Consider the following 22,398-nt stretch of genomic DNA (forward strand, 5'->3'; position numbering starts at 1 on the left):
TGGTAATTGCGAATGAGAAGAGTTATCATTTAGGTCGTTCATTTTAACAACTGTTCTTCACATGCCTGAATTCAAACTGACCGTCGTGGCTGCCGCAGTAGCCGTCCTGCTGGCGCCATCGGCCCACGCGCAACAAACTGACGAGGCGCCGATCGAATCAATCCAGGTGGCGGGCAGCTGGCTGGGTTCCGGCCTGCAGAACAGTGTAAAGAACTTCGCCGGTGCGCGCACGGTAGTCGACAAGGAAGAAATCGCCGAGAGCGGCGCCGCCAATATCGGCGACGTGTTGCGCCGGATTCCGGGCGTGCAGTCGACGGACAACTCCGGTACGGCGGGCAGCGCGATTTCACTCAACATCGGCGTGCGCGGCCTGACCGGGCGCTATTCGCCGCGTTCGACCGTGCTGCTGGACGGGATTCCGCTGGCGGTGGCGCCGTATGGCCAGCCGCAGTTGTCGTTTGCGCCGGTGAGCCTGAACAATATTGAATCGATCGACGTGGTGCGCGGCGGCGGCGCGGTGCGCTACGGCCCGCAGAACGTTGGCGGCATCATCAACTTCCGCAGCCGTGCGATTCCGGAAGGCGAAGGCCTGAGCGGCGACGCCAGCGTGCGCTACAACGACTTCGGCGAGGGCGGCAGCAACCGCCAGTACAGCGCCTTTGTGGGCGGGACCGCCGCCAATGGCCTGGGCCTGGCGCTGATGTACTCGGGCATGGAAGGCCGCGAATGGCGCAAGGGCAGCGATGAGCGCGTCAACGACTTCGCGCTGAAGTTCCGCTATCCGCTGAATAATCACAGCGAGGTGTACGGCAAGCTGACCTACTTCGACGTGCAGTCGCAAACGCCGGGCGGCCTGACGGTGGCGCAATACAACGCCGATCCTTACCAGAACACGCGCCCGACCGATTTCTGGAACGGCGACCGCAAGGGTGCGGACGTCGGCTACCTGAACACGCTGTCGGCCACGCAGGAATTCGAGGTCAAGGCTTACTACAACGAGAGCTTCCGCCAGAGCTCGCTGATCAATGCAGCCAGGACGCAGATCGCCTGGCAGCCGCGCAATTATCAGGTCACCGGCATCGAACCGCGCTACACCCAGCGTTTCGATGGCGGCGGCGCGACGCATGACGTGACGGTCGGCTACCGTTACCTGCGCGAACGCGGCGACGACAACAGCTACACGCAAACCGTGGCCACCGGCGCCAACGGCGCCATCACCAGCTTCATCAACAGCACCGATGCGCATGCGGCCTACATCGACGACCGCATCGCGCTGGGCGCTTGGCGCATCACGCCGGGCGTGCGCTACGAGAGCATCGCGTCGACGCGTAACGACGTGTCCGCCAAATCCACCTTTGAGACCGACAACAACAAGGCGCTGCCGTCGCTGAACGTGGCCTATCTGGTGAACCGCGCGCTGACCGTGTTTGCCAACTACACCACCTCGTTCGGCGCGGTGCAGAACATCCAGCTGAATTCGCAAACGCCGGCCAATCCGCTGAAACCGGAAGTGGCCAAGACGGCCGAACTGGGCGCGCGATGGAAGAGCGGTGCGGTGCATGCGGAGGCGACGGTCTTCCGGCTCAAGTTCGACAACCAGATCGTGCAAGTGCCGGGCATCACGCCGGCGACCTTCCAGAATATCGGCGCGACCAAGCATGAGGGCGTCGAGACGGCGGCCGACTACAGCTTCGACGAAGACGGCGCATTGGCTGGCCTGAACGTCTACGCCAACTACAGCTACACCAAGGCCATCCAGGAATCGGGTGCGACGGCGGGGCTGGATGTGCCGTTCTACTCGCGCAATAGCGATACCGTGGGCGCGCGCTACCGCGTCGGCGCCTGGAGCTTCAACCTGTCGAGCACGCATCAATCGAAGCAGTATTCCGACACCGCCAACACCGTGGCGGAAGCGGCCAACGGCGGCGCCGGCCTGATCCCCGGCTTCCGCGTATGGAACGCGCAGCTGGCATGGAAGCAGCGCGCCTACGACATCACCGCCGGCGTCAACAACCTCGCCGACCACCGCTACTACACCCGCAATGTCGACGGCAACGCCGGCCGCATGGCTGCCGCCCCACGCACTGCTTACGTGCAGCTGCATCTGAGCTATTAAGCTGATGGTTGACGTAGGACTAAGATGACATTTTGCAATGTTCATAGCCTACATAGGACGTCATAGTGCTCCTATACCGGCGGCTTAGGCCGCTGGATATAGTGTCTTCATCGTTTCGACAGACACTATCGGAGGCAAACCATGAATGCGATTCCTGCATCCTCGGCCGTACCGCAGTTCGTTAGCCTGATCTGCGCACAACAGAATGACTTGCTGCGCGCCTTGTCGCGTGAGGATTTGCTGGCCTTATTCGGCGAGCTGGAACTGGTGCCCTTGACCGAAGGCCGCCACCTGTTCGATTACGGCGACGGCATCGAGTACACCTACTTCCCCACCAACGCCATCATCTCGCTGCAGTACGTGATGGAGGACGGCGCCACCACCGAGATCGCCGTGGTCGGCCGCGAGGGCGTGGTCGGTGTCGCGCTGCATTCAGCGGAACGCGCCAGTTTCTCGGCCGTGGTGCAGGTGGGCGGCTATGGCTACCGCCTGAAAGCATCGACGCTGCGCGAAGTGTTCTACACCGGCGGCCCGCTGGCGCAACTGTTAATGCGCTATACCAGCGAAATGTTTGCCCGCCTGGCGCAAAGCGTCGCCGAGAGCCGCCACACCAGCATTGAGCAGAAGCTGTGCCGCTGGCTGCTGGAACGGTTGGACCGTTCGCTGTCCAACGAGCTGCGGGTGACGCAGGAGACCATCGCCAATATGCTGGGCGTGCGGCGTGAAAGCATCACCGGAGCGGCCGGCAAGCTGGCGCAGGAAGGCTTGATCAGCTACCGGCGTGGTTGCGTGACGGTGCTCGATCGTGAGGGCATGGAACAGCGCGCCGGGACGTGTTATCACGGCCGCAGCGGCAGCATGGTCAGTGTAACAAGCGGGATGGTGTCGCAATAAGGAAGCCGTCGAACTGTGGAACCGGCGGCATCCGGCTGGCCAGATCCTGGTCTAGCTTGCGCTGTACCAGTTTGTGCCAGGCGCTGGCCCAGCGGGCCGCCAGCAGCGATTCTTCGGCCGAACGCGCATACAGCGTCCGTTCCACGGCAAGTTTCTGTCTTTGCAGGGCGTAGCTGGCGGAGTGCAGGGTAGTCATGGCGTAGTTCGACTGGCTGGGTTGATCGGTCAGGCCTCGCCATTGTGCCCATGTCGACCCCATCCTGAATGTGCGCCATTTCACCTAAGGCGATGAGTAAACCGGACAGCCCGTGTAAAATACGCGGGCTGTTGCATTTTTGCATCGTTTCTTGCCTGTTTCCTCTCATGTGGTCTTCCAAATTCTCTCAAAACGCGCTGGCGGGTCTGACCACGTCGTTTGCCCTGGTTCCTGAATGCATCGCTTTTGCGCTGGTGGCGCATCTGAATCCGCTCGCCGGCTTGTACGGCGCATTCTTTATTTGCACGTTGACGGCGCTGTTCGGCGGCCGGCCGGGCATGATTTCCGGTGCCGCCGGCTCGATGGCGGTGGTGATCGTGGCGCTGGTGGCCCAGCACGGTTTGCAATATTTCCTTGCCACGGCGGTGCTGAGCGGGGCCATCATGCTGCTGTTTGGCCTGCTGCGACTGGGTAAGCTGGTCAGCATGGTGCCGCATCCTGTGATGCTGGGCTTCGTCAACGGGCTGGCGATTGTGATCGCGTGGTCGCAACTGCAACATTTCAAGGCCGATGGCGCCTGGCTGCAGGGAGTGGCGCTGGCGTGGATGGGCGGGCTGGTGCTGCTGACGATGGCCATCGTCTACTTGGTGCCGCGCGTGACCAAGGCCTTGCCGCCGGCGTTGGTGGCGATCCTTAGTGTTGGCGTGTTGTCGCAGATGCTGCATCTGCCGGTGCGCACCTTGGGCGACATGGCGCATATCGCCGGCGGTCTGCCGCAGTTTGCATTGCCTGCTGTGCCGATGGATCTGGAAACACTGCGCATCGTGCTGCCGTATGCGGCGCTGATGGCGATGGTCGGCCTGCTGGAGACGCTGCTGACTTTTAATCTGACCGACGAAATTACCGGCACGCGCGGTCTGCCGGATCGCGAATGCGTGGCGCTGGGCGTAGCCAACGTGACTTCCGGTTTGTTCGGCGGCATGGGCGGCTGCGCGATGATCGGCCAGACCATGATTAATCTCGGTTCCGGCGGCCGCACGCGGGTGTCCGGCGTGGTTGCGGGAGTAATGATATTACTGTTTATACTGTTCCTGTCGCCGTGGATCGAGCGCATTCCGCTGGCGGCGCTGGTGGGCGTGATGTTCGTGGTGTCGCAGCAGACGTTTGCGTGGAGCTCCTTGCAGGTGCTGGGCAAGGTGCCGCGCCACGATGCTTTGCTGATTGTCGCAGTCACCGCGATCACGGTGGCGACTGATCTGGCGACGGCGGTGCTGTGCGGGATTGTGATCGCGGCGCTGAGCTTTGCCTGGCGCCATGCGCGCGAAATCCGCGCCGATATCACGGTGGCGAACGGCGTCAAGACTTACACGCTACACGGCACGCTGTTCTTCGCCTCGATCGCGCAGTTCAACGATTTGTTTGATCCGCAGGAAGATCCGCAGCAGGTAACGCTCGATTGCCGCCACCTGCGGCTGGTGGACCACTCCGCCGTGGTGGCAGTGGCCGCGCTGAGCGAGCGCTACGCCAAAGCCGGCAAGATGCTGCAAGTGCTGCACCTCTCCCAGCGCTGCGCCGCGCTGCTGCAACGCTCCGGTGCGATGGCTACGGTATAAAATTGTCGTCCAGTATCTGCTCGACCGAGTAGGGAAGCTGTGTCGGGAAAATGCTGGCATCCAGATGTGTTTCGAACGCAGCGCGGCGGCGCGCACTGGGGTAGCAGTCCAGCGCAAACGCCAGGACAGAATTGCGCATGCTGGGCGCATCTTTGAGCAGGAACGCGATTCTGCGGCGCTGTTCGATCAAGGTCGAGTGCCATTTACCCGGTGGATGGTTTTTTTGATACTGGCACTTGAGCAGGTGCATGATGAGCACCGTCAGCCGGCTGTCCAGTTCGTTCGCATATTGCTTCTTCATGCCGTCGAGCTCATCGACCAGGTTTTCGATATCGAGTTCCGAAAACCTGTTTTCCAGTAGCAGATGGATTTGCGCATCTATCCATTGCACCAGATCGTCGTCGTAGCTTGGACTGCTGCGGGGTTGAACTAGCGTTTGCATCGCGCACCTCCAGAAAGGCATAGCTTAATCGTACGCGCTTTCTGTGGTTTGACACCACTCAATAGTAATAGGGCGTCTTCGCTGCCCATTCGGTTTTGCCGTAACGCTTGTGCAGCAGCGTGAACGCGGCTTTGGACAAGCTCTTCGCATCGCTATCCAGACAGCCGCCGCGCGTGGATTGGACGGTGGCGTAGAGCAGCCACGGCAGCTCCGGGTCGTTCGGCATTGATGAGGCGCGCTGCATGACGGTGTCGCCGATGTAGCCGGTGGCGGTTTTCAACGTTGCCAGCTTGCTCAGCTCTTGATCGCGTACCGCCGTGTTGCCGAGATCCGGCATCGGCAGCGACGATTCCGCTTCGGTATTTTCGGAGTACGCGGCGCCCGGTTTGGCGGGCAGCTTGCACCACATGTCCGCCAGCGCGTCGTCGGCATTGCGTTTTGACGGCAGCGTGATGACGCCGTTGAATACTGGCGACAGTCCATAGCGCAGGGCGTCCACCATCAAGCGATAGTGGCGTTCCTGCGCCTTGGGCTGGCTGCCATATTGTTTCGCCAATGCGGCCAGTTCCGGTGTTGATTGCTCCATTTGCGCAGCCGCCGCCAGCGCCGCTTGCTCTTGCCCCAGCAAGTCAAAACGCATCCATGCGGCGATGACTATCTGCGTGCGAACCGCCGATGGAAGTTTGGTATTGCTTGCCAACGCCATGAGATCCGCAGCCGACAGGCCACTGTTCAACCAACGCACCCCATCGGCTGCGATGTCGGTGATCACCGCAGACTCAGTCGCCACTTCGCCGGTATCCGGATCCAGATTGCCGGCGTGCGCGCGCAGCAGATAGCTGGCGGCATCGGCAGGCGAAGACGCCACCGCAAAGCGCTCTTGCAGGAACTGGTTGCGCGCACTGAAGGAGTTGGCGCTTGCCAGCTGCGGCCCCGCCAGCACAGCGTCGCTGATGGCGCGCGCCTTGTCTGCCTGCTTGTTCAGGCGGTAGTGACGCGCCAGTGCATGGCGCAGCGTCAGGTATTCCGGCGCGGAAGGGGCGACTTCCAGACTGGCTTTTTCCAGTTCCGGCGGCATCACGCCAGACAGCATGGCGGCTGCCAGCATCCAGCTTCGCGCCAGCGGCTGATTGCCTTGCTTGCGGTAGGTTTGCCATTGCTCCAGTGCGTGCTGCTGCTCGCTGGCGCAGTCGGTCTTGGCCTGATACTCGCGGCATTGCTGCAACGTCTGCATCCAGTCGACGAAGACGGCGTTCTTGCGCAACGCGGCGCGGTGATCGGGCGTTTCGCCGTATGGCTGCCGCAGCGCTTCATCCGCCAGAACATGCCAGTCGCCCAGATGGTCTTCCTGATACGGGTTGGCGCGCGGATCGTCCAGCAGCTTGCTCAATTCCGCAAAGCGCAGCGATGGCGTCAGGCGCGCTTGCATGGCGCGGCCTATCGCACGGCTGGCCTCATGCAGCTGCGCCAGCTCGGGATTGGCGACGATATGCGCCACGCTGGCCTGAATGGCCGCCAGCTTCTTCTGCTGCGCGGCCAGCCGCGCCGCAGCTTGCGCCGGGCCTTCTGTACGCATCTCCTGTTCTTCTTTCCAGCGCGCCTGCATGGCGTTCGGGCCGGGGAGGTAAGTGGCGGCACGCGCCAGCGAGCGCAGGCTCAGATACTCGCCCCACACGCGCAGCGGATGTTTGTCGGTCGCGCCGATTTGCGCAAACAGGCTGCCGCTCAAGGCATAGTTTTCATCGTAGAAGGCAGCGGAAGCCAGCTGGTACTGCTGCATCTGGCGCCAGTACAGCGGCTCGCTGTCAGGCAGCGCTGCCGGCGCCGGAATCACTGGTTTTGTGTCGCTGTAGCGGTCGCGCGGCGCGGCCGGGTCATCGCCGCAGAACTTGAACACTTGCTGCTGCGTTGCCACCCATGCAGCCAGGCGCGCCGGCGTGGCGTCGCTGCGTTTTGCGAGGTCGTTGAGTGTCGCGGTCGCGAAGGTATAGCTGCCGATCGGGCAGTTCAGGTATCCGTAAGCCAGGCCGCTCCCCGGCTTTTCCACGACCGGCGCTTGCTTCAAGGTCGTGCTCACCGCCGCCTTCCATGCTTGATACGCTTCTTTGTCTGACGCTGAGCCGCTCCAGCCGCCGTTGCGACTGCCCGCTGCGCGCAGCAAGCCGCCGGTGGGATTGGCCGCCGTCTTCAGGCCATCGCTCCCCAACATCACGCTGCGCCAGGCCTGGTACAAATAGACCCGGTTATAGCTGCCCATGACGACGCCTAGCTCGCCAGCCTGATAGCGGCTCAAGCCGATATCGGGAATGCTGCGATTGACGTAAGCGTCCCAACTGCCGCCACCGCTGGCATGCGCTCCCGCGCACGAGGCGGCAACCGCGATGGCCAGTATGCAGCGTAAGGTGGTTTTCATGGTGTGCTCCTTGAGAGTGGCGGCAGGTCGGCGCCGTCGCGCTTCCATGCGCGGCGGTCGAACCAGTAGGTTTTGGCATAGCGCTGCGCAACAGTGGGCGCAAAGGGCTCTTGCGGCGAGAAACCCGCGCTGCCGGCACGGCAGCTGGCATGCAGGCTGGCGGGGGATTGTTCGAGGATGGCGCGCATGGCCGTACTGTCTTTGCCCATGCGGAAAAACATCGGCACCACTTCATCGGCCGCCAGTTGATCCAGCCATGCAGGCGCACGGCACCACCATGCCAGCGCGGTGACGCTGAGTTTTACGCGTGGCGGCAACTCCCTGCGCAACTGCTGGACCAGCGAACGGTAAAACACGCGCTGCGAGGGCCGGGCTTCCATGTCCAGTTGCACCCAGCCGGAAGTGCTGGCTGCGGCGGCATCCAGCATCGCATGAATGATCATGGTGCGGCTGCGCTCAATATGCAGGGGAGGGTTGACTGTGCTGACTTCGACATGCAGCACTGGCGTCACCAGCACCGACGGCGGCAGCGCCGGCCAACGCATGCGCGGGCGTGTCAGGGCGTCGTCGCCACTGAGCAGGATGTGGCGTTGCAGGATGGCCGCTTCTTGCGCCGACCATGCCGGCAAACGGGCTTCATCCCAAAGCCATGCCACCTGCTGCGCAAAACAGGCGGGGCACAGCAGTGCAAGCAGGAGAAAGACAAAGGGCATCGGGCTATGAGGCGGCGGCAAAGTAAACGCCGCCCCATTGTACCGATTTTATTTACCTTCGAGTGCGGCTATGGCGGCGGCGACGCCGGCGCCGTAGGCTGGATCGGCCTGGGTGCAGTTGTCGATGTGGCGCTGCTGGACTGGCTTCGACACGCCGTGGATCGCGCGCGCCGTGTTTTCAAACAGCAGTTGCTTCTTCTCGGCGGTCAGCAGGCGGAACAGGTTGCCCGGTTGCGAGTAGTAGTCGGTGTCGACGCGATGGTTCCAGTGGTCGGCCGCGCCTTCCAGCGACAGCGGCGGTTCCTTGTACTGCGGGCTTTCGGTCCATTCGCCACGGCTGTTCGGCTCGTACGGCGTGCTGCCGCCTTCGTTCGGCAGGATGCGCATGGCGCCGTCGCGGTGGTAGTTGTGGAACGGGCACTTCGGCGCATTCACCGGAATCTGGTGATGGTTAACGCCGAGGCGATAGCGCGCAGCATCGCCATACGAGAACAGGCGCGATTGCAGCATCTTGTCCGGCGAGAAGCCGATGCCCGGCACCACATTGGCCGGCGAGAAGGCTGATTGCTCCACTTCCGCATGATAGTTTTCCGGATTGCGGTTCAGCTCCAGTATGCCGACGTCGATCAGCGGGTAATCCTTGTGCGGCCAGATCTTGGTCAGGTCGAACGGGTGGTACGGCACTTTGGAGGCCTCGGCTTCCGGCATGATCTGCACTGCCAGTTTCCAGCGCGGGAAGTCCTTGCGCTCGATGGCGTCGAACAGGTCGCGCTGCGAGCTTTCGCGGTCGACGCCGATCAGGGCGGCCGATTCGGCGTCGCTCAGGTTTTCAATCCCTTGCTGCGACACGAAGTGGAACTTGACCCAGAAGCGCTCATTGGCGGCGTTGATGAAGCTGAAGGTGTGGCTGCCGAAACCGTGCATGTGGCGGTAGCCTTTCGGAATGCCGCGATCGCTCATGACGATGGTGACCTGGTGCAGCGCTTCCGGCAGCAGGGTCCAGAAGTCCCAGTTGTTTTCGGCGTTGCGCAGGTTGGTTTTCGGATCGCGCTTGACCACGTGGTTCAGGTCCGGGAATTTCAGCGGATCGCGGAAGAAGAACACCGGCGTGTTATTGCCGACGATGTCCCAGTTGCCTTGCTCGGTGTAGAACTTGACCGCGAAGCCGCGAATATCGCGCTCGGCATCGGCCGCGCCGCGCTCGCCGGCCACGGTCGAGAAGCGCAGGAACACGTCGGTCTTCTTGCCGACCTGCGAGAACAGCGCCGCTTGCGTGTACTTGGTGATGTCGTGGGTGACGGTGAAGGTGCCGTAGGCGCCCGAGCCCTTGGCGTGCATGCGCCGCTCCGGGATGACTTCGCGGGCGAAGTGGGCCAGCTTTTCCAGGTGCCATACATCTTGCAGCAGCACCGGGCCGCGCGGACCGGCGGTCTGGGTATTCTGGTTGTCAACGACCGGCGCGCCGGCAGCAGTAGTGAGGTTTTTCATGAAACTTCCTTCGCCTGTTTTGGGGATGAATGGAAACTTCCAGCATAACTACACCAATAACTTTTTACCGCTCTCAAAAGGCAGAGCCGCAATGAAAAACGCCCGGCACTGCCGGGCGTTCAATGATACTACTTTGAATTACTTGCTTGGGTAGATGATGTCGTCACGACGGTCGTGAGCGCGGGCAGCGTTGTCGGTGCCGGTCACTTTTTCTTTACCGTACGATACGGCTTCCATCTGACCTTCTTTCACGCCTTGTACTTTCAGGGCGGTGATCAGGGCTTGAGCGCGCTTCTGGCCCAGGGCCAGGTTGTACTCTGCGCCGCCGCGGTCATCGGTGTTACCTTCGACTTTGATAGCGACGTTCGGGTTAGCGGCCAGGAATTTGGCGTGATCAGCAACCAGGGTGTCGAACTCTGGCTTGACGTTGTACTTGTCGAAGTCGAAGTAGACGCTACGGTTTTTGTAGATCGAGCTGTTAGGGTCCAGGTAGGCTGGCAGTGGAGCAGCTACTGGAGCAGCAACTGGAGCGGCTACTGGCGCTGGCGCCGGGGCCGGAGCTGGTGCTGGGGCTGGAGCAGGTGCCGGAGCTGGTGCAGGGGTGGAGCAGGCGCTCAGCAGAGCGATGGTGCAGGCTGCCAGCAGAATATTGGTTTTAGCTTTCATCGTAAAACTCCCGAATTGGTTTTGTTTGTGGGACAAGGGACACACAAGGGTGTGAGGCTGTACCTCCAGCCGCGACCGGTATTATATAAGGGTTTCCCTTGGAAATATTGGTCCCATGCATTATTTTTTCAGCCAAGGCGCAAATGGCTTTAAATCCGTATCACTTTCGACATACCAGGCACGGCGGGCGATATCGAATTTGGCCCCCAGCGCCTTGACCTGATCCTTGTCATTATAACCAGCAGTGAGGTAATGACGGGCGGCCGGCGCGGCCACCGGTGCGCGCTCATTGCGTTCCAGGGCCGCCTCGGCGGCTGCTGAAGATTTAGGCAAACGCAGCTGCGCGATGAAGCTGCTGCGCTGGGCCGTGTCGGATGGCGAGAGCAGCGTCAGGCGCGCGCGGGCGCGGGTGGCGGCCACGTAGAACAGGTTTTCCTCCTCGCGCTTGGGCTGCAGGGGATGAGGAAATTCGCCATCTTGCAGGAAAGGCAAAATCACGTGGTCGAATTCCTTGCCCTTGGCATTGGCCGCGCATTCGATCAGCACCGACTTGCGGTCGCGCTTGCGGCGCACAAAAGCCTCGCGCGCGTTCAGCGCATTCCAGAATTCGCGCAGGCTCTGGCCGGAACTGGCTGCTGCCGCCAGCAGGCTGGCGATCGATTTGTTGATGACGCTGGCGTCGTAGGCGCGCACGAAGATGCGGCGCGCGGTGGTGGCCAGTTGCACCCGTTCGCACAATTCGCTCAGTACGGTGGCGGCCGGGGTGGCCGGATCGACGTCGGACAGCCAGGCCAGTGCGCTGATGACGGCGCGCTTGGTGGCCACGCTGGCGACGTCGCGGTAGCTCGGCTCGACGCCGTCGCGGCGCTCGTCTTCAATCATGAACAGCTCGCCCAGCAAGTCCGGGCTTTTCACGATTTGCTGTTTGAAGTTGTCCATGCTGTGCGCCGAGAACTTCATTTCGCTGAACGCCACCAGCGCGTCGACGATGGCGGTGCGCACCTGATCGGACTTGACGGCGGCGAAGTCCTTCAGCGCGATCGCCAGCAAGCCGCGCAGGAACAGGATTTCATCGCGCTGCAAATAGCCGGCCATTGGCGGCGTGCGGTAATCGATATCGGCCTCGATCAGCGCGTTCTCGATTTCCATCGACTGATGGCGGTCGCGGATCAGGATGGCGCAGCCGTCGATATCGTAGCCGTCGGCCTTCCATTCGCGCACCGCCGCCACCACGCGCAGGGCGCATTCGGCGGCGCTGGTGTAGTGGGCCTGGCGGATTTCGGTGCGCAGCGGCAGGCTGGATTCCACCTGCTTTTGCTTGAACTCGGCCATCGCGTAGGCCAGGTGCGGGCCGTGGCGCCAGGTCTGCGTCAACGGGTAGCGCTGCAGCTTGGGATAGCGCTCGGCAAAGCGGCGGTTCAGGTACTCGTCGCTGGCGCCCAGCTTGGCGTGGATCACCTGATCCTTGTCGCCGGCGCCGACGAAGTAGCACTGCGGCCGGTCGATCAGCGCGTCGAGGATGCGGAAGGCGGCCTCGTTCAGGTCGTGCAGCTCGTCGCACAGCACCAGCCGGTAGTCGGGGAACTGCTCGGCCAGCCGGCCGCCGCCGTGCAGGTTGCAGGCCAGGTCGTAGGTGGCGTCGAACGGACCACGGAACACCGCGCCGGCGCCGCCGTCCAGCCGCATGCGCTCGTACTCGAGGGTGGTCAGGTAATCGGTCAGCGGCACGCCCAGCACTTCGGCCGCTTCTTCCGGGCCCATGAACTCGACATCGGAATCCAGCGCCATCGTGGCTTTCAGATTCAACTGGACGTCGAGGAACTGGCTCAGCGCCAGGCTATGCGTGTGCAGTTCCAGCCCGTCGACGCTGCCGGCGTAGCGTTCGCCGGCGTAGTCCATCGCTTGCAGCGCGTAGTTCTTGAGCGCGCGCGCTTCGTGGCACTGGCGTACGTTGTCGCCATCGGTCAGGTCCAGCATCCATGCTGAAAAATCTTCGAAGCTGAGTACCGCGATGCGCTCCACCGTCGCCCGCGCCACGCCGACTTCCAGCAGCCGGCGGCGCAGCACTTCACGCGCTTCCGGCGTGAAGGTCAGGGCCAGGATCTGTTCCGGTCCGAGGCCGCGCGTTAGCGCTTCGCCGATGCGCAGCGCCAGCGTGGTGGTCTTGGCCGCGCCGGCGTTGGCGTCGACCAGCACGACCTTGTTCTGAGCCAGCTGGATGGCGGTCTGTTCAGCGGTCGGGATCAGGCCTTGCGGCGTAAAGCGGGGAGAATTGGTCGGAGTAGGCTGGTTCATCCGCTACATTATAGCGACCGGCAGCGGCAAGCCGGTAGCGGCGCGCGCCGGCCTCGGATTTGCGCCGGCCGGCGTCAGGCGTGCGGTGGCGCCTTCGATGAACTGCGCGCTGAACACGCGCTTTTCCACCTCGGTATCGTGCTGCGTCATGCGCGCGCACAGCAGGTCGGCGGCGGCGGCCGCCATTTTCGGCATCGGCTGGCGCAGCGTGGTCAGGTTGTAGCTGACCCAGTTGGATGGCTCCACGGCGTCAAAGCCGGCCACCGACAGCTGGCCCGGCACGTCGATGCCCAGCTCGTGGCGCGCGCTGTCGAGGCAGCCGATCGCCATCACGTCGCTGCCGCAGATGATTGCATCCGGCACGCCGCCCAGCTCGGCGATGATGGCCTTCAGGCCGAGCGCGCCGCTGCGGTAATCGTACTGACCCGGCACCACCACTGGTGCGGGCAGGCCCAGCTCGGCGATGCGTTCGCAGGCGCCGCGCCGGCGTTCGTAGGCTACGCTCAGGCTTTCATCGCCGGCGATGATGCCGAACTGGCGATGGCCTGCCGCCGCCAGCCGCGACACCAGCAAGCGGCCGGTTTCCAGATGGTCGCAGGTGACGGTGTTGACCGAATGGTCGCGCAGCATGCGGTTGAACAGCACCAGCGGCATGCGGCGGCGGTCGAATTCGGCGATATGTTCGGGCGACAGGCGGGCGGCCGCGATCACGCCGTCGACCTGGTATTGCCAGACGTCGGCCAGCACGCGGTCGACTTCGGCCTCGTGCTGCAGCGTGAACAACAGCACGCGCTTGCCGCGCGCATTGAATTGCTGGCTGACTTCGGCCAGCAACTCCGGGTAGTACAGATTGGCCTGGTTGGTGATGATCAGCGCCACCATATTGGAGCGGCGCGTGATCAGGCTGCGGGCGGCGGCGTTGGGAATGTAGTCGAGCAGGGCGGCGGCCTGCATCACTGCCGCATGCTTGTCCTTGGAAACGCTGGCGCCCGGTTTGAAGCAGCGCGATACGGCCGATTGCGACACCCCGGCCAGCTGTGCCACGTCGTACGACGTCACGCGGCGATTTTCGCTGGCGATGGCGGCTTTCAGCTCGCTCGCGCATTGCTCAACTGACAGCTTGGTTTTGGTCATCGTCTCGGGTCGCAGCCGTGGGCTTGCATTCTTTTCAGGTAATCCAGAATAATAAAAAACTTACTCATTGGCAACAAATATCGCCTTTCTGGAAAGAAATAATGCTCAGTCTGTGGCAACTATGCAATTCTTCCTAATTCTTCCTGTAAGCGGGCATTTTCTGATAAAATCCCGCCCCTTGATTTGAAGGAAGGGGCAAGATGGCCATTGCTTGCGGCGTCGATTTTGGAACATCCAACTCCACCGTTGGCTGGGTGCGTCCCGGCCACCCGGTGATGCTGGGACTGGAGGATGGCAAGGCAACCTTGCCGTCGGTAGTCTTCTTCAACGCGGATGACGACGAAGTCACCTACGGCCGTGCCGCCCTGGGTGAATACCTGGCCGGCTACGAAGGCCGCCTGATGCGCTCCATGAAAAGCCTGCTCGGCACCAGCCTGATCGACGGCCAGACCGAGGTCGGCGGCCGCGCGCTGCCGTTCCGCATGCTGCTGGCCCAGTTCATTGGCGAACTGAAGCGCCGTGCCGAACGTGCCGCCGGCCGTGAATTCACCTCGGCCGTGTTCGGCCGCCCGGTCTACTTCATCGACGACAGCAAGGAAAACGACCAGCTGGCGCAAGACACGCTGGGCGAAGTGGCCCGCTCGGTCGGCTTCAAGGACATCGCCTTCCAGTTCGAGCCGATTGCGGCCGCGTTCGACTACGAGTCGCAAATCGACCGCGAAGAGCTGGTGCTGATCGCCGACATCGGCGGCGGCACCTCGGACTTCTCGCTGGTGCGCCTGTCGCCCGAACGGGCAAAGAAAGCCGAGCGGCGCGACGATATCCTGGCCAACGGCGGCGTCCACATCGGCGGCACCGACTTCGATAAATACCTGAGCCTGTCGTCCATCATGCCGCTGCTCGGTTACGGCAGCCGCCTGCGCAACAACAGCGAAGTACCGTCGAGCTACTTCTTCAACCTGGCCACCTGGCACACCATCAACCAAGTCTACACCAAGAAAATGTGGACCCAGCTGTCCGACCTGATCCGCGATTCGGCCGAGCAGGAAAAACTGCACCGCCTGCAGCGCCTGATCGACGAGCGCGCCGGCCACTGGCTGGCGATGAAGGCGGAAGAGGGCAAGATCGCACTGTCGTCTGCCGCGCAAGTGCAGCTGGAGCTGGACCGCCTGGCGCCGCCGGTGGTGCTGGACCTGAACCGCGACCAGTTCGATGGCGCCATCGACCATCTGGTGGGCTCGGTGGAAAGCACCGTCACCAATCTGTTGCGCGACGCCGGCGTCAAAGCCGAAGACGTGGACACGGTATTCTTCACCGGCGGTTCCAGCGGCGTGCTCAAGCTGCGCGAGCGCATCGGCGCGCTGGTGCCGTCGGCGCGCAAGGTCGAGGGCGATCTGTTTGGCAGCATCGGCGCCGGCCTGGCGCTGGATGCCGTGCGCAAGTTCGGATAAGCCATGCTTGATCAAGCGATAGTCATGCTCGACTTTGAGACCACCGGCCTGTCGCCGGCGATGGGCGACCGCATCACCGAAGTGGCGGCGCTGCGCATCGTCGGCGGCGAGATCGTCGACCGTTACGTATCGCTGGTGAATTGCGGCGTGCGCATCCCGTCCTTCATCACCGGCCTGACCGGCATTACGCAAGCGATGGTGGACAGCGCGCCGCCGGTGCATGAAGTGGTGCCGCAACTGCTGGATTTTATCGGTAGCGACCCGCTGTCGGCCCACAACGCCAGCTTCGACGAGAAATTCCTGCGCGCCGAGGCCGAACAGCTGGACCTGGCGCCGCGCCACGCCTCGCTGGTGTGCTCGCTCAAGCTGTCGCGCCGCGTGTTCCCTGAACTGAGCAGCTACAAGCTGGGCGACCTGTCGCGTTCGCTCGGCATCCGCTTCGGCAGCGCGGCCCACCGCGCCGAGGCCGACGCCGAAGTAGCCGCGCAAGTGCTGATCCACATCGGCCGCCACCTGCGTTCCAGCTACGGCATCGCCCAGGTCGACACCGATTTGCTGGTGTCGGTCAACCAGCTGGCTGCCGCCAAGGTGCCGCAATTCCTCAAAAAGCGGTCCGGGCAATAAGCGATAATATTTTATTAAGACGCGTTTGAGCGCGCGCAAACCCTCGCGGGGAGCGCGTTTTACACTTTGATCAAGTTTGTTAAACGTTGGTCAGAGGTGTATCGTGAAAAAACCATGCACGGCGCAGCAGGCGCACAGCAATTATCTCTGGTTTCTGGAGTCCGCCGAGCGCGGCAATCCCTACGCCCAGTTCAATCTGGGCCGCATGTTCAAGAACGGCGACGGCGTCGCCCGCGACGAGGCGCTGGCCTTTTACTGGATGGGCAAGTCGGCCCGCCAAGGCATCGCCTACGCCCAGAACCTGCTCGGCGCCATGTACTACTACGGACGCGGCGTCGAGCCCGATGACGAGCTGGCGGCGCACTGGTTCCGGCTCGCCGCGCGGCAGGGCGAGGCCTCGGCCCAGCAAAATCTTGGACAGATGTACCGCAAGGGACGCGGGCTGGTGCACAGCGATGCGCTGGCGTTCGGCTGGTTTTGCCGCGCCGCCGAGGAAGGCCTGGCCAGCGCCCAGACCCTGCTTGGCGAATGCTACGCCGAAGGCCGTGGCGTGGCACGCAACTATCCCCTGGCGCTGGCGTGGTATCGCAAGGCCGCACTGCAAAACGATCGTCACGCCCAGCTGCGCCTGGGCCTGATGTACAAGCATGGCTGCGGCGTGGCGCGCAACGAGGTGCAGGCGGTGGCGTGGTTCCGGCTGGCGGCGATACAGGACTTGCCGGCGGCCCAGCGGCTGGTGGGCGTGGCCTTTGCCGAAGGGCTGGGCGTGCCGGGCGACGCCTGCCGGGCGGTCTCGTGGACGCTGCGCGCCGCCGAGCAGGACGATGTCGACGCCCAGTTCAACCTTGCGCTGATGCTGGCGCAGGGCCGGGGCGCCGAGCGCGACGAGGAACTGGCGCTGATCTGGTATCACCGCGCCGCCGAGGCCGGCCACATGCTGGCGCAGTACAACCTTGGCGCCATGTACGGGCGCAGCCGGGGTTCCGATCTCGACCAGCGCCGCGCGCTGGAATGGTATCGCCGCGCGGCCGAGCAGGGCGCTGCCAGCGCCCAATTCAATCTGGCGGTGATGTACGCCAGCGGCTGCGGCACCAGCCGCAACGATGAACTGGCCGCCGCCTGGTATCGCAGTGCTGCCGAGCAGGGCGATGCCGGCGCGCAGAACAATCTGGGTGCGATGTATGCCAGCGGCGTTGGCGTCGAGCGCGACGATGCGCAGGCGATGGCCTGGTACGCCAAGGCGGCCGGGCAGGGCCACGCGCTGGCGCAGGTCAACCTGGACGCCATGCAGAGCGCCGGGCGCGGCCGGCAGGACGCCTGATCAGGGCTGGCGGCGGTCGAGGAACAGGCTGTTACCGAAGATTTTCTTGGCCTGCTTCTTCGATTCCGCCGCCGCCGTGGCGATCTGGTGATGGGTGTGGTACTGCTGCGGCTCCACCCGGATCGCCCCGATCGACAGGCTCATCATCGAGTAAAACACTTTCTTGCCCTGGCGGTCTTCGCTGAGGTAGCCGCCGCGCTCGCGGTCTTCGGTGCTGTAGAACTCCAGTACCTTGCGGCTGAAGGCGTCCAGCACCTCCTGGCAGCGCCGCTCCCAGTCTTCGCTCTGGAACAGCACCATGAAATCATCGCCGCCGATGTGGCCGACAAAATCGCGGTCCGGATCGCAGAAGCTGCTGAGCAGGTTGCCGGTCAGCTGGATCACGTCATCGCCGCGCCGGTAGCCATAGACATCGTTGAACGGCTTGAAATGGTCGAGGTCGAAATAGCAGACCCAGAAGCGGGTGCCGCTTTCCAGCAAACGGTCGATGTGCTCGGTGATCGGCACATTGCCCGGCAACTGGGTCAGCGGATTGGCGTAGCGCGCCGCGTTGATCTGCATCTGGGTGATCTCGCGCATCAGGTCGTGGCCGGTGCCCATGCCGAGGTAACGTCCCTGGTCGGTGATGATGAAACCGTTGAACAGGTGGTGGGCGTCGGCCTGCGCCATGCGGAAGCTCAGCTCCTGCAGGCTGGTGGCGCGGTCGGCGATCAGCGGTTTCTGGTCCATGAACTGGCGGCACGACTTGCGCCCGTACAGTTCGCGCTCGTAAGGCCGGGCGAAGTGCTCGATCATGACAAAGCGGCTGATCAGGCCCAGCGGCACGCCCTCATCCACCACCGGAATGATCAGCAAGTCCGGATTGCGCTGGAAAATCTCGTACACCTCGTTGTTGTTCATGCTGGACGGCACCGCCTGCACCTCGTGCAGCAGCTTGCAGATGGTGACTTGCTTGTCGGCCCCGCGCTGCGGGTACACCGCCACGCCGTTGCGCGCCAGCGTCTTGACCACTTCGGCCGGCGCGGTGCGGGCCGGCGTCGGATGCGGCCGGCCCAGGTGGTAGCCCTGGCCCAGCGCCACGCCGACGTCGCGCAGCACCAGCAGTTCGGGCTGGGTCTCGATGCCCTCGGCGATCACGCGGGTGTTGGACTTTTCGGCGATCTCCTGGATCGAACGCACAAATTGCAGCTTGACCGGGTCGTGGTTGATGCCCTGGATGAAGTGCATGTCGATCTTGACGAACTCCGGCCGCAGTTCCGACCACAGGCGCAGGCTGGAGAAGCCCTCGCCGAGGTCGTCGATGGCGATCTGGAAGCCCATTTTCCGATAGTGCAGCACCGCCTCGCGCATCAGCTCGTAATCGTAGGTCGGCTGGTTTTCGGTCAGCTCGATAATCACGCGCTCCGGGTTGATGCCGATCTGGTGGATCACTTCCAGCGTTTCGCCGTGGCGGGCGTCGCGCTGCAGCAGGCTTTCCGGGCTGACGTTGAGGAACAGCTTGCCCGGCAGGTCGAGCTCGGCAAAGCGCTCCAGCACCACCTTGCGGCACAGGTGTTCGACCTGCACCGTCAGGCCGTTGGCGCGCGCCGCCTTGAACAGATTCATCGGCGAATGCAGCGGGCTGTCCGACGGTCCGCGGATCAATCCTTCGTAGGCGATGATTTCGCCGCTCTGCATGTGTACAATCGGCTGGAACAGCGCACTGAGCTGGCGGCGCGCCAGGATGTCGACTAAATGGGCGCGCAACACGGCCTCCTCATCGTCTTCGCGAGGTTTCAGGTAAGTGACTGTGGCGCCGGCGGCCAGTTTGAGGGCGGAATTCACGAGCGGTCGTAGGCTAAAGATCGGTTTAACTGTACGATCTTAGTGGACATTTATGACGACATGATGAATTATGGAAACGTATTGTTCAGGACAGGAATGTTATGCAACGTTTGACCCGTCGTGCCGTCTTCTGTTTAACCTTGCTGAGCGCCGTTCGCGCCGGCGCCACCGGTATTGCGGTGCAAGTGCAGGATGCCACCGGCAAGGTCTTGCCGGACACGGTCATTTATGTCGAGCCGGAGGGTGGCGCGCCCGCGCCCAAGACACCGGCCGGCACCCAGATCGAGCAGAAAGGCCTGAAATTCATGCCGCTGGTGAGCGTGGTGCAAGTTGGCGCCACCATCACGTTCCCGAACAACGACAAGGTCCGGCACCACATTTATTCGTTCTCGCCGGCCCATAAATTCGACCAGAAACTGTATTCCGGCCAGGCGGCGACGCCACAAGTGTTCGATAAAGCGGGTACGGTTGTCCTTGGTTGTAATATTCATGACAAAATGATCGCCTACGTCAAAGTGGTCGACACGCCGTATTTCGCCAAGACCGACGGCGCCGGCGCGGCGCGCATCGAGCTGCCGGCGGCCGGCAAGTACGTGGTCAAAGCCTGGCACTACAACACGCTGGGCGGCGCCACGCTGGAGCAGACTTTGACGGTGAAGGCGGGGGCGGAATTGAGCACCGCCGTGTTTAAATTGCCGATGAAGCCAGTGGTGGTGGACGATGCCTCTCTTTGACCGGTTCACGCAGAACATGCGCTTTCGTAGCCTCGAAAGCCGCATTGTCACGCTGTTCCTGGTCCTGATCGTGGCGGTGCAAGTGATCGGCCTGTTTGTGATCCAGCAGGGTATCGACAGCAACGCGCGCACCGCCATCAGTGCGGAATTGAACAACGGCGTCAAAGTGTTCCGCCGCCTGCTTGAGCAGAATGCGCAAAGCCTGCGCTTCGGCGCGCGCCTGCTGGCGCGTGACACCGCCTTCGTCGCCGCCATCGGCAACAATGATGAGAGCGACCGCGCCACCATCGAATCGGCGCTGGCCAACAGCGGGCGCCGCATCAAGGCCTCGCTGTCGATGCTGATCGGCGATGACCGCAAGATCAGCGCCACCACCAATCCCAAACAGGCGGCCGGGCTGGAAAAAATGGCGCTGTCCATGCTGGATGCGGCCGAAGCGGCCGATGGCGCCATCGGCATCGCCATCGTCGACCACCGGCCGTTCCAGATCGTCGCCATGCCGATCAAGGCGCCGATCACCATCGGCTGGATCGTGATGACCTTCCCGATCGATCGTCAACTGGCCAGCGACATGCGCGAGGTGACTTCGCTGCATACCTCGGTGCTGACGCGCGACGCCAGCGGCAAGTGGCTGCCGGTGGGCTCGACCTTTGTCGGGCCGTCGGCGCAAGTAGTGGTCGACCAGCTGCAAGGCTTGCGCGCAATGCCCACCGGCCCGTTCGACATGACGGTGGAAACCGCCCAATACAGCGCGCGCTTGACCCCCATCGGCGAGGACAACGGCCAGATCGCCAGCGTGCTGCTGGCGCGCTCGATCGACGAAGCGACGGCGGAATACCGCAAGCTCGAACGCTGGCTGATCGGCCTGACGCTGGGCGGCATCTTTGCCTCGGCGCTGGCCATCGTGTTTACCGCCAAGCGCATCGCCCAGCCGATCAGCCAACTGGCGGTGACCGCCAAGCGGTTGGAGGAGGGCGATTACAAAGTGACCATCGACAGCACGCGCGAGGATGAAATCGGCCAGCTGGCGCACGCCTTCGACGCCATGCGCGAGGGGATCGCCAAGCGCGAACAGGAAATCCGCCGGCTGGCGTACTGGGACACGCTGACCAACCTGCCAAACCGCGCGCAATTCGTGCTGCTGCTGAACGACGCACTGTACGAGGCGCGCCGCCGCGAGGAAGCCGTATTCGTGCTGATGATGGACCTGGACCGCTTCAAGCACGTCAACGACGTGATGGGCCACAGCTTCGGCGACGCCTTGCTGCGCCAGGTGGCGGGCCGCCTGCAGCTGCTGCTGGCGAACCGGCGCCAGTCCTCGGCGCAGGTGGCGCGTTTGGGCGGCGACGAATTCGCCGTGCTGCTGCCGGCCGCCGACATCGACGCCGCGCAGCGGATGGCGGCCGAGATCCTGGCGGCGCTGGAAACGCCGCTGTCGCTGGAAGACCAGATGGTGGACATCGGCGCGGGCCTCGGCATCGCCGGCTATCCGGAGCACGCCGATGACGGCGAAACCTTATTGAGCATGGCCGAAGTGGCGATGTACACCGCCAAGCAGCGCAACGACGGCGCCGTGGTGTACGACGCGGCGATGGACAAGGGCAGCGCCAAGAGCCTGTCGCTGCTCACGGAGCTGCGCAACGCCATCGAGCGCAACGAGTTCCGCCTGCACGTCCAGCCCAAGATCTCGCTGCAAACCGGGCGCGTGGTCGGCATGGAATCGCTGGTGCGATGGGTGCATCCGGAGCGCGGCAATGTGTTCCCCGACGAGTTCATTCCGTTCGCCGAGCAGACCGGCTTTATCCGCGTGCTGACGCGCTGGGTGATGGAGAAGTCGGCCGAGTTGTGCCGCGAGCTGGCCAGCAAGGGCCATCATCTGAAAGTGTCGGTCAACCTGTCGACGCGCGATTTGCTGGACCAGGACTTGCCGGCCAAGTTTGCCGACCTGCTGGCGCGCCACAAGCTGACGCCGGGCTCCTTCTGCCTGGAGATCACCGAGAGCGCCATCATGGACGATCCGGTGCGCGCGCAGAACACCCTGGAACGACTGAGTTCTATGGGCCTGGACCTGTCGATCGACGATTTCGGCACCGGCTACTCCTCGCTGGCCTACCTCAAGCGCCTGCCGGTGAATGAGCTGAAGATCGACAAATCCTTCGTGCTGAATATGGAGAAGGACGAAGGCGACACCAAAATCGTGCGCTCGACCATCGACCTTGGCCACAACATGGGCTTGCGCGTGGTGGCGGAGGGGATCGAGAGCGAGGCGGTATGGCGGCTGCTGGCGGAACTGGGCTGCGACCAGGGGCAGGGCTACTTCATGAGCCGTCCTATCCCCGGCGATCAGTTGATCCCGTGGCTGGAAAAATGGCGCGCGCCGATCGCCATCGGCGCGGAGACAGAGCCGCTGCCGCTGGTGGATGTCAGCTACGCCAAATAAAAATCGTTTATGATTTTCAGCTAACGTGTCATAT

The 22,398-nt window shown here is 63.1% G+C and carries 17 protein-coding genes; 8 read left to right on the forward strand and 9 right to left on the reverse strand.

Annotation, left to right across the window (positions count from 1 at the left end; genetic code table 11):
- Nucleotides 1-61 precede the first annotated feature (61 nt).
- Both BMZ70_RS04595 and BMZ70_RS04600 read left to right on the forward strand, forming a co-directional pair.
- Nucleotides 62-2,116 (forward strand): TonB-dependent receptor family protein, encoded by a 2,055-nt coding sequence (locus BMZ70_RS04595; protein ID WP_092270515.1) that lies wholly within the window; start codon nucleotides 62-64, stop codon nucleotides 2,114-2,116.
- Between the two features lie 141 nt (nucleotides 2,117-2,257).
- Complete coding sequence (locus BMZ70_RS04600) at nucleotides 2,258-3,010, forward strand: Crp/Fnr family transcriptional regulator (protein WP_092270518.1); 753 nt, start codon at nucleotides 2,258-2,260, stop codon at nucleotides 3,008-3,010.
- On the opposite strand, the gene BMZ70_RS04605 is transcribed toward BMZ70_RS04600, so the two are convergent.
- Nucleotides 2,979-3,206 carry a hypothetical protein gene (locus BMZ70_RS04605; protein ID WP_092270521.1) on the reverse strand — a complete coding sequence of 76 codons (228 nt, stop codon included), beginning with the start codon at nucleotides 3,204-3,206 and terminating at the stop codon, nucleotides 2,979-2,981. The genes BMZ70_RS04600 and BMZ70_RS04605 overlap by 32 nt on opposite strands.
- A 167-nt stretch (nucleotides 3,207-3,373) precedes the next feature.
- On the opposite strand from BMZ70_RS04605, the gene BMZ70_RS04610 reads away from it, so the two are divergent.
- The gene (locus BMZ70_RS04610) at nucleotides 3,374-4,819 is read left to right on the forward strand and encodes a SulP family inorganic anion transporter (protein ID WP_092270524.1); all 1,446 of its coding nucleotides are present in this window, start codon (nucleotides 3,374-3,376) and stop codon (nucleotides 4,817-4,819) included.
- On the opposite strand, the gene BMZ70_RS04615 is transcribed toward BMZ70_RS04610, so the two are convergent.
- From BMZ70_RS04615 to BMZ70_RS04645, 7 genes are all read right to left on the reverse strand, one after another.
- Nucleotides 4,809-5,261, reverse strand: a complete 453-nt coding sequence (locus BMZ70_RS04615; RefSeq protein ID WP_165403529.1) for a DUF29 domain-containing protein — start codon at nucleotides 5,259-5,261, stop codon at nucleotides 4,809-4,811. The two genes, BMZ70_RS04610 and BMZ70_RS04615, sit on opposite strands and share 11 nt — an antisense overlap.
- 58 nt (nucleotides 5,262-5,319) lie before the next feature.
- On the reverse strand, nucleotides 5,320-7,674 hold the full coding sequence (locus BMZ70_RS04620) for a hypothetical protein (RefSeq protein WP_092270530.1): 2,355 nt from the start codon (nucleotides 7,672-7,674) through the stop codon (nucleotides 5,320-5,322).
- Nucleotides 7,671-8,330 (reverse strand): DUF3142 domain-containing protein, encoded by a 660-nt coding sequence (locus BMZ70_RS04625; RefSeq protein ID WP_229205292.1) that lies wholly within the window; start codon nucleotides 8,328-8,330, stop codon nucleotides 7,671-7,673. The genes BMZ70_RS04620 and BMZ70_RS04625 overlap by 4 nt, the downstream gene beginning before the upstream one ends.
- A gap of 105 nt (nucleotides 8,331-8,435) precedes the next feature.
- Nucleotides 8,436-9,875: a catalase gene (locus BMZ70_RS04630; RefSeq protein WP_092270536.1), complete on the reverse strand. Its 1,440-nt coding sequence runs from the start codon at nucleotides 9,873-9,875 to the stop codon at nucleotides 8,436-8,438.
- A 138-nt stretch (nucleotides 9,876-10,013) separates the two neighbouring features.
- On the reverse strand, nucleotides 10,014-10,541 hold the full coding sequence (locus BMZ70_RS04635; protein ID WP_092270539.1) for an OmpA family protein: 528 nt from the start codon (nucleotides 10,539-10,541) through the stop codon (nucleotides 10,014-10,016).
- Nucleotides 10,542-10,661: 120 nt separating this feature from the next.
- On the reverse strand, nucleotides 10,662-12,836 hold the full coding sequence (locus BMZ70_RS04640; protein ID WP_092270542.1) for an ATP-dependent helicase: 2,175 nt from the start codon (nucleotides 12,834-12,836) through the stop codon (nucleotides 10,662-10,664).
- 3 nt (nucleotides 12,837-12,839) lie between these two features.
- Nucleotides 12,840-13,970: a LacI family DNA-binding transcriptional regulator gene (locus tag BMZ70_RS04645; protein WP_092270545.1), complete on the reverse strand. Its 1,131-nt coding sequence runs from the start codon at nucleotides 13,968-13,970 to the stop codon at nucleotides 12,840-12,842.
- Between the two features lie 200 nt (nucleotides 13,971-14,170).
- Here BMZ70_RS04645 and BMZ70_RS04650 point away from each other — a divergent pair, with 200 nt between their 5' ends.
- From BMZ70_RS04650 to BMZ70_RS04660, 3 genes are all read left to right on the forward strand, one after another.
- Complete coding sequence (locus tag BMZ70_RS04650; protein ID WP_092270548.1) at nucleotides 14,171-15,421, forward strand: Hsp70 family protein; 1,251 nt, start codon at nucleotides 14,171-14,173, stop codon at nucleotides 15,419-15,421.
- A gap of 3 nt (nucleotides 15,422-15,424) precedes the next feature.
- Nucleotides 15,425-16,045, forward strand: coding sequence for a 3'-5' exonuclease (locus tag BMZ70_RS04655; protein ID WP_092270551.1), 621 nt, complete (start codon nucleotides 15,425-15,427; stop codon nucleotides 16,043-16,045).
- 103 nt (nucleotides 16,046-16,148) lie between these two features.
- Nucleotides 16,149-17,366, forward strand: a complete 1,218-nt coding sequence (locus BMZ70_RS04660; RefSeq protein ID WP_092270554.1) for a tetratricopeptide repeat protein — start codon at nucleotides 16,149-16,151, stop codon at nucleotides 17,364-17,366.
- On the opposite strand, the gene BMZ70_RS04665 is transcribed toward BMZ70_RS04660, so the two are convergent.
- A complete protein-coding gene (locus BMZ70_RS04665; RefSeq protein ID WP_092277562.1) occupies nucleotides 17,367-19,112 on the reverse strand; it encodes a GGDEF domain-containing protein in 1,746 nt (581 codons plus the stop codon). It lies immediately after the preceding gene.
- Nucleotides 19,113-19,291: 179 nt separating this feature from the next.
- Between BMZ70_RS04665 and BMZ70_RS04670 the strand changes: the two genes are divergently transcribed.
- On the forward strand, nucleotides 19,292-19,924 hold the full coding sequence (locus BMZ70_RS04670) for a methylamine utilization protein (RefSeq protein WP_092270556.1): 633 nt from the start codon (nucleotides 19,292-19,294) through the stop codon (nucleotides 19,922-19,924).
- A gap of 16 nt (nucleotides 19,925-19,940) precedes the next feature.
- Nucleotides 19,941-22,364 (forward strand): putative bifunctional diguanylate cyclase/phosphodiesterase, encoded by a 2,424-nt coding sequence (locus tag BMZ70_RS04675; protein ID WP_092270559.1) that lies wholly within the window; start codon nucleotides 19,941-19,943, stop codon nucleotides 22,362-22,364.
- Nucleotides 22,365-22,398 lie beyond the last annotated feature (34 nt).

This window comes from Duganella sp. CF402 (assembly GCF_900109645.1).
GTDB lineage: Bacteria > Pseudomonadota > Gammaproteobacteria > Burkholderiales > Burkholderiaceae_D > Rugamonas.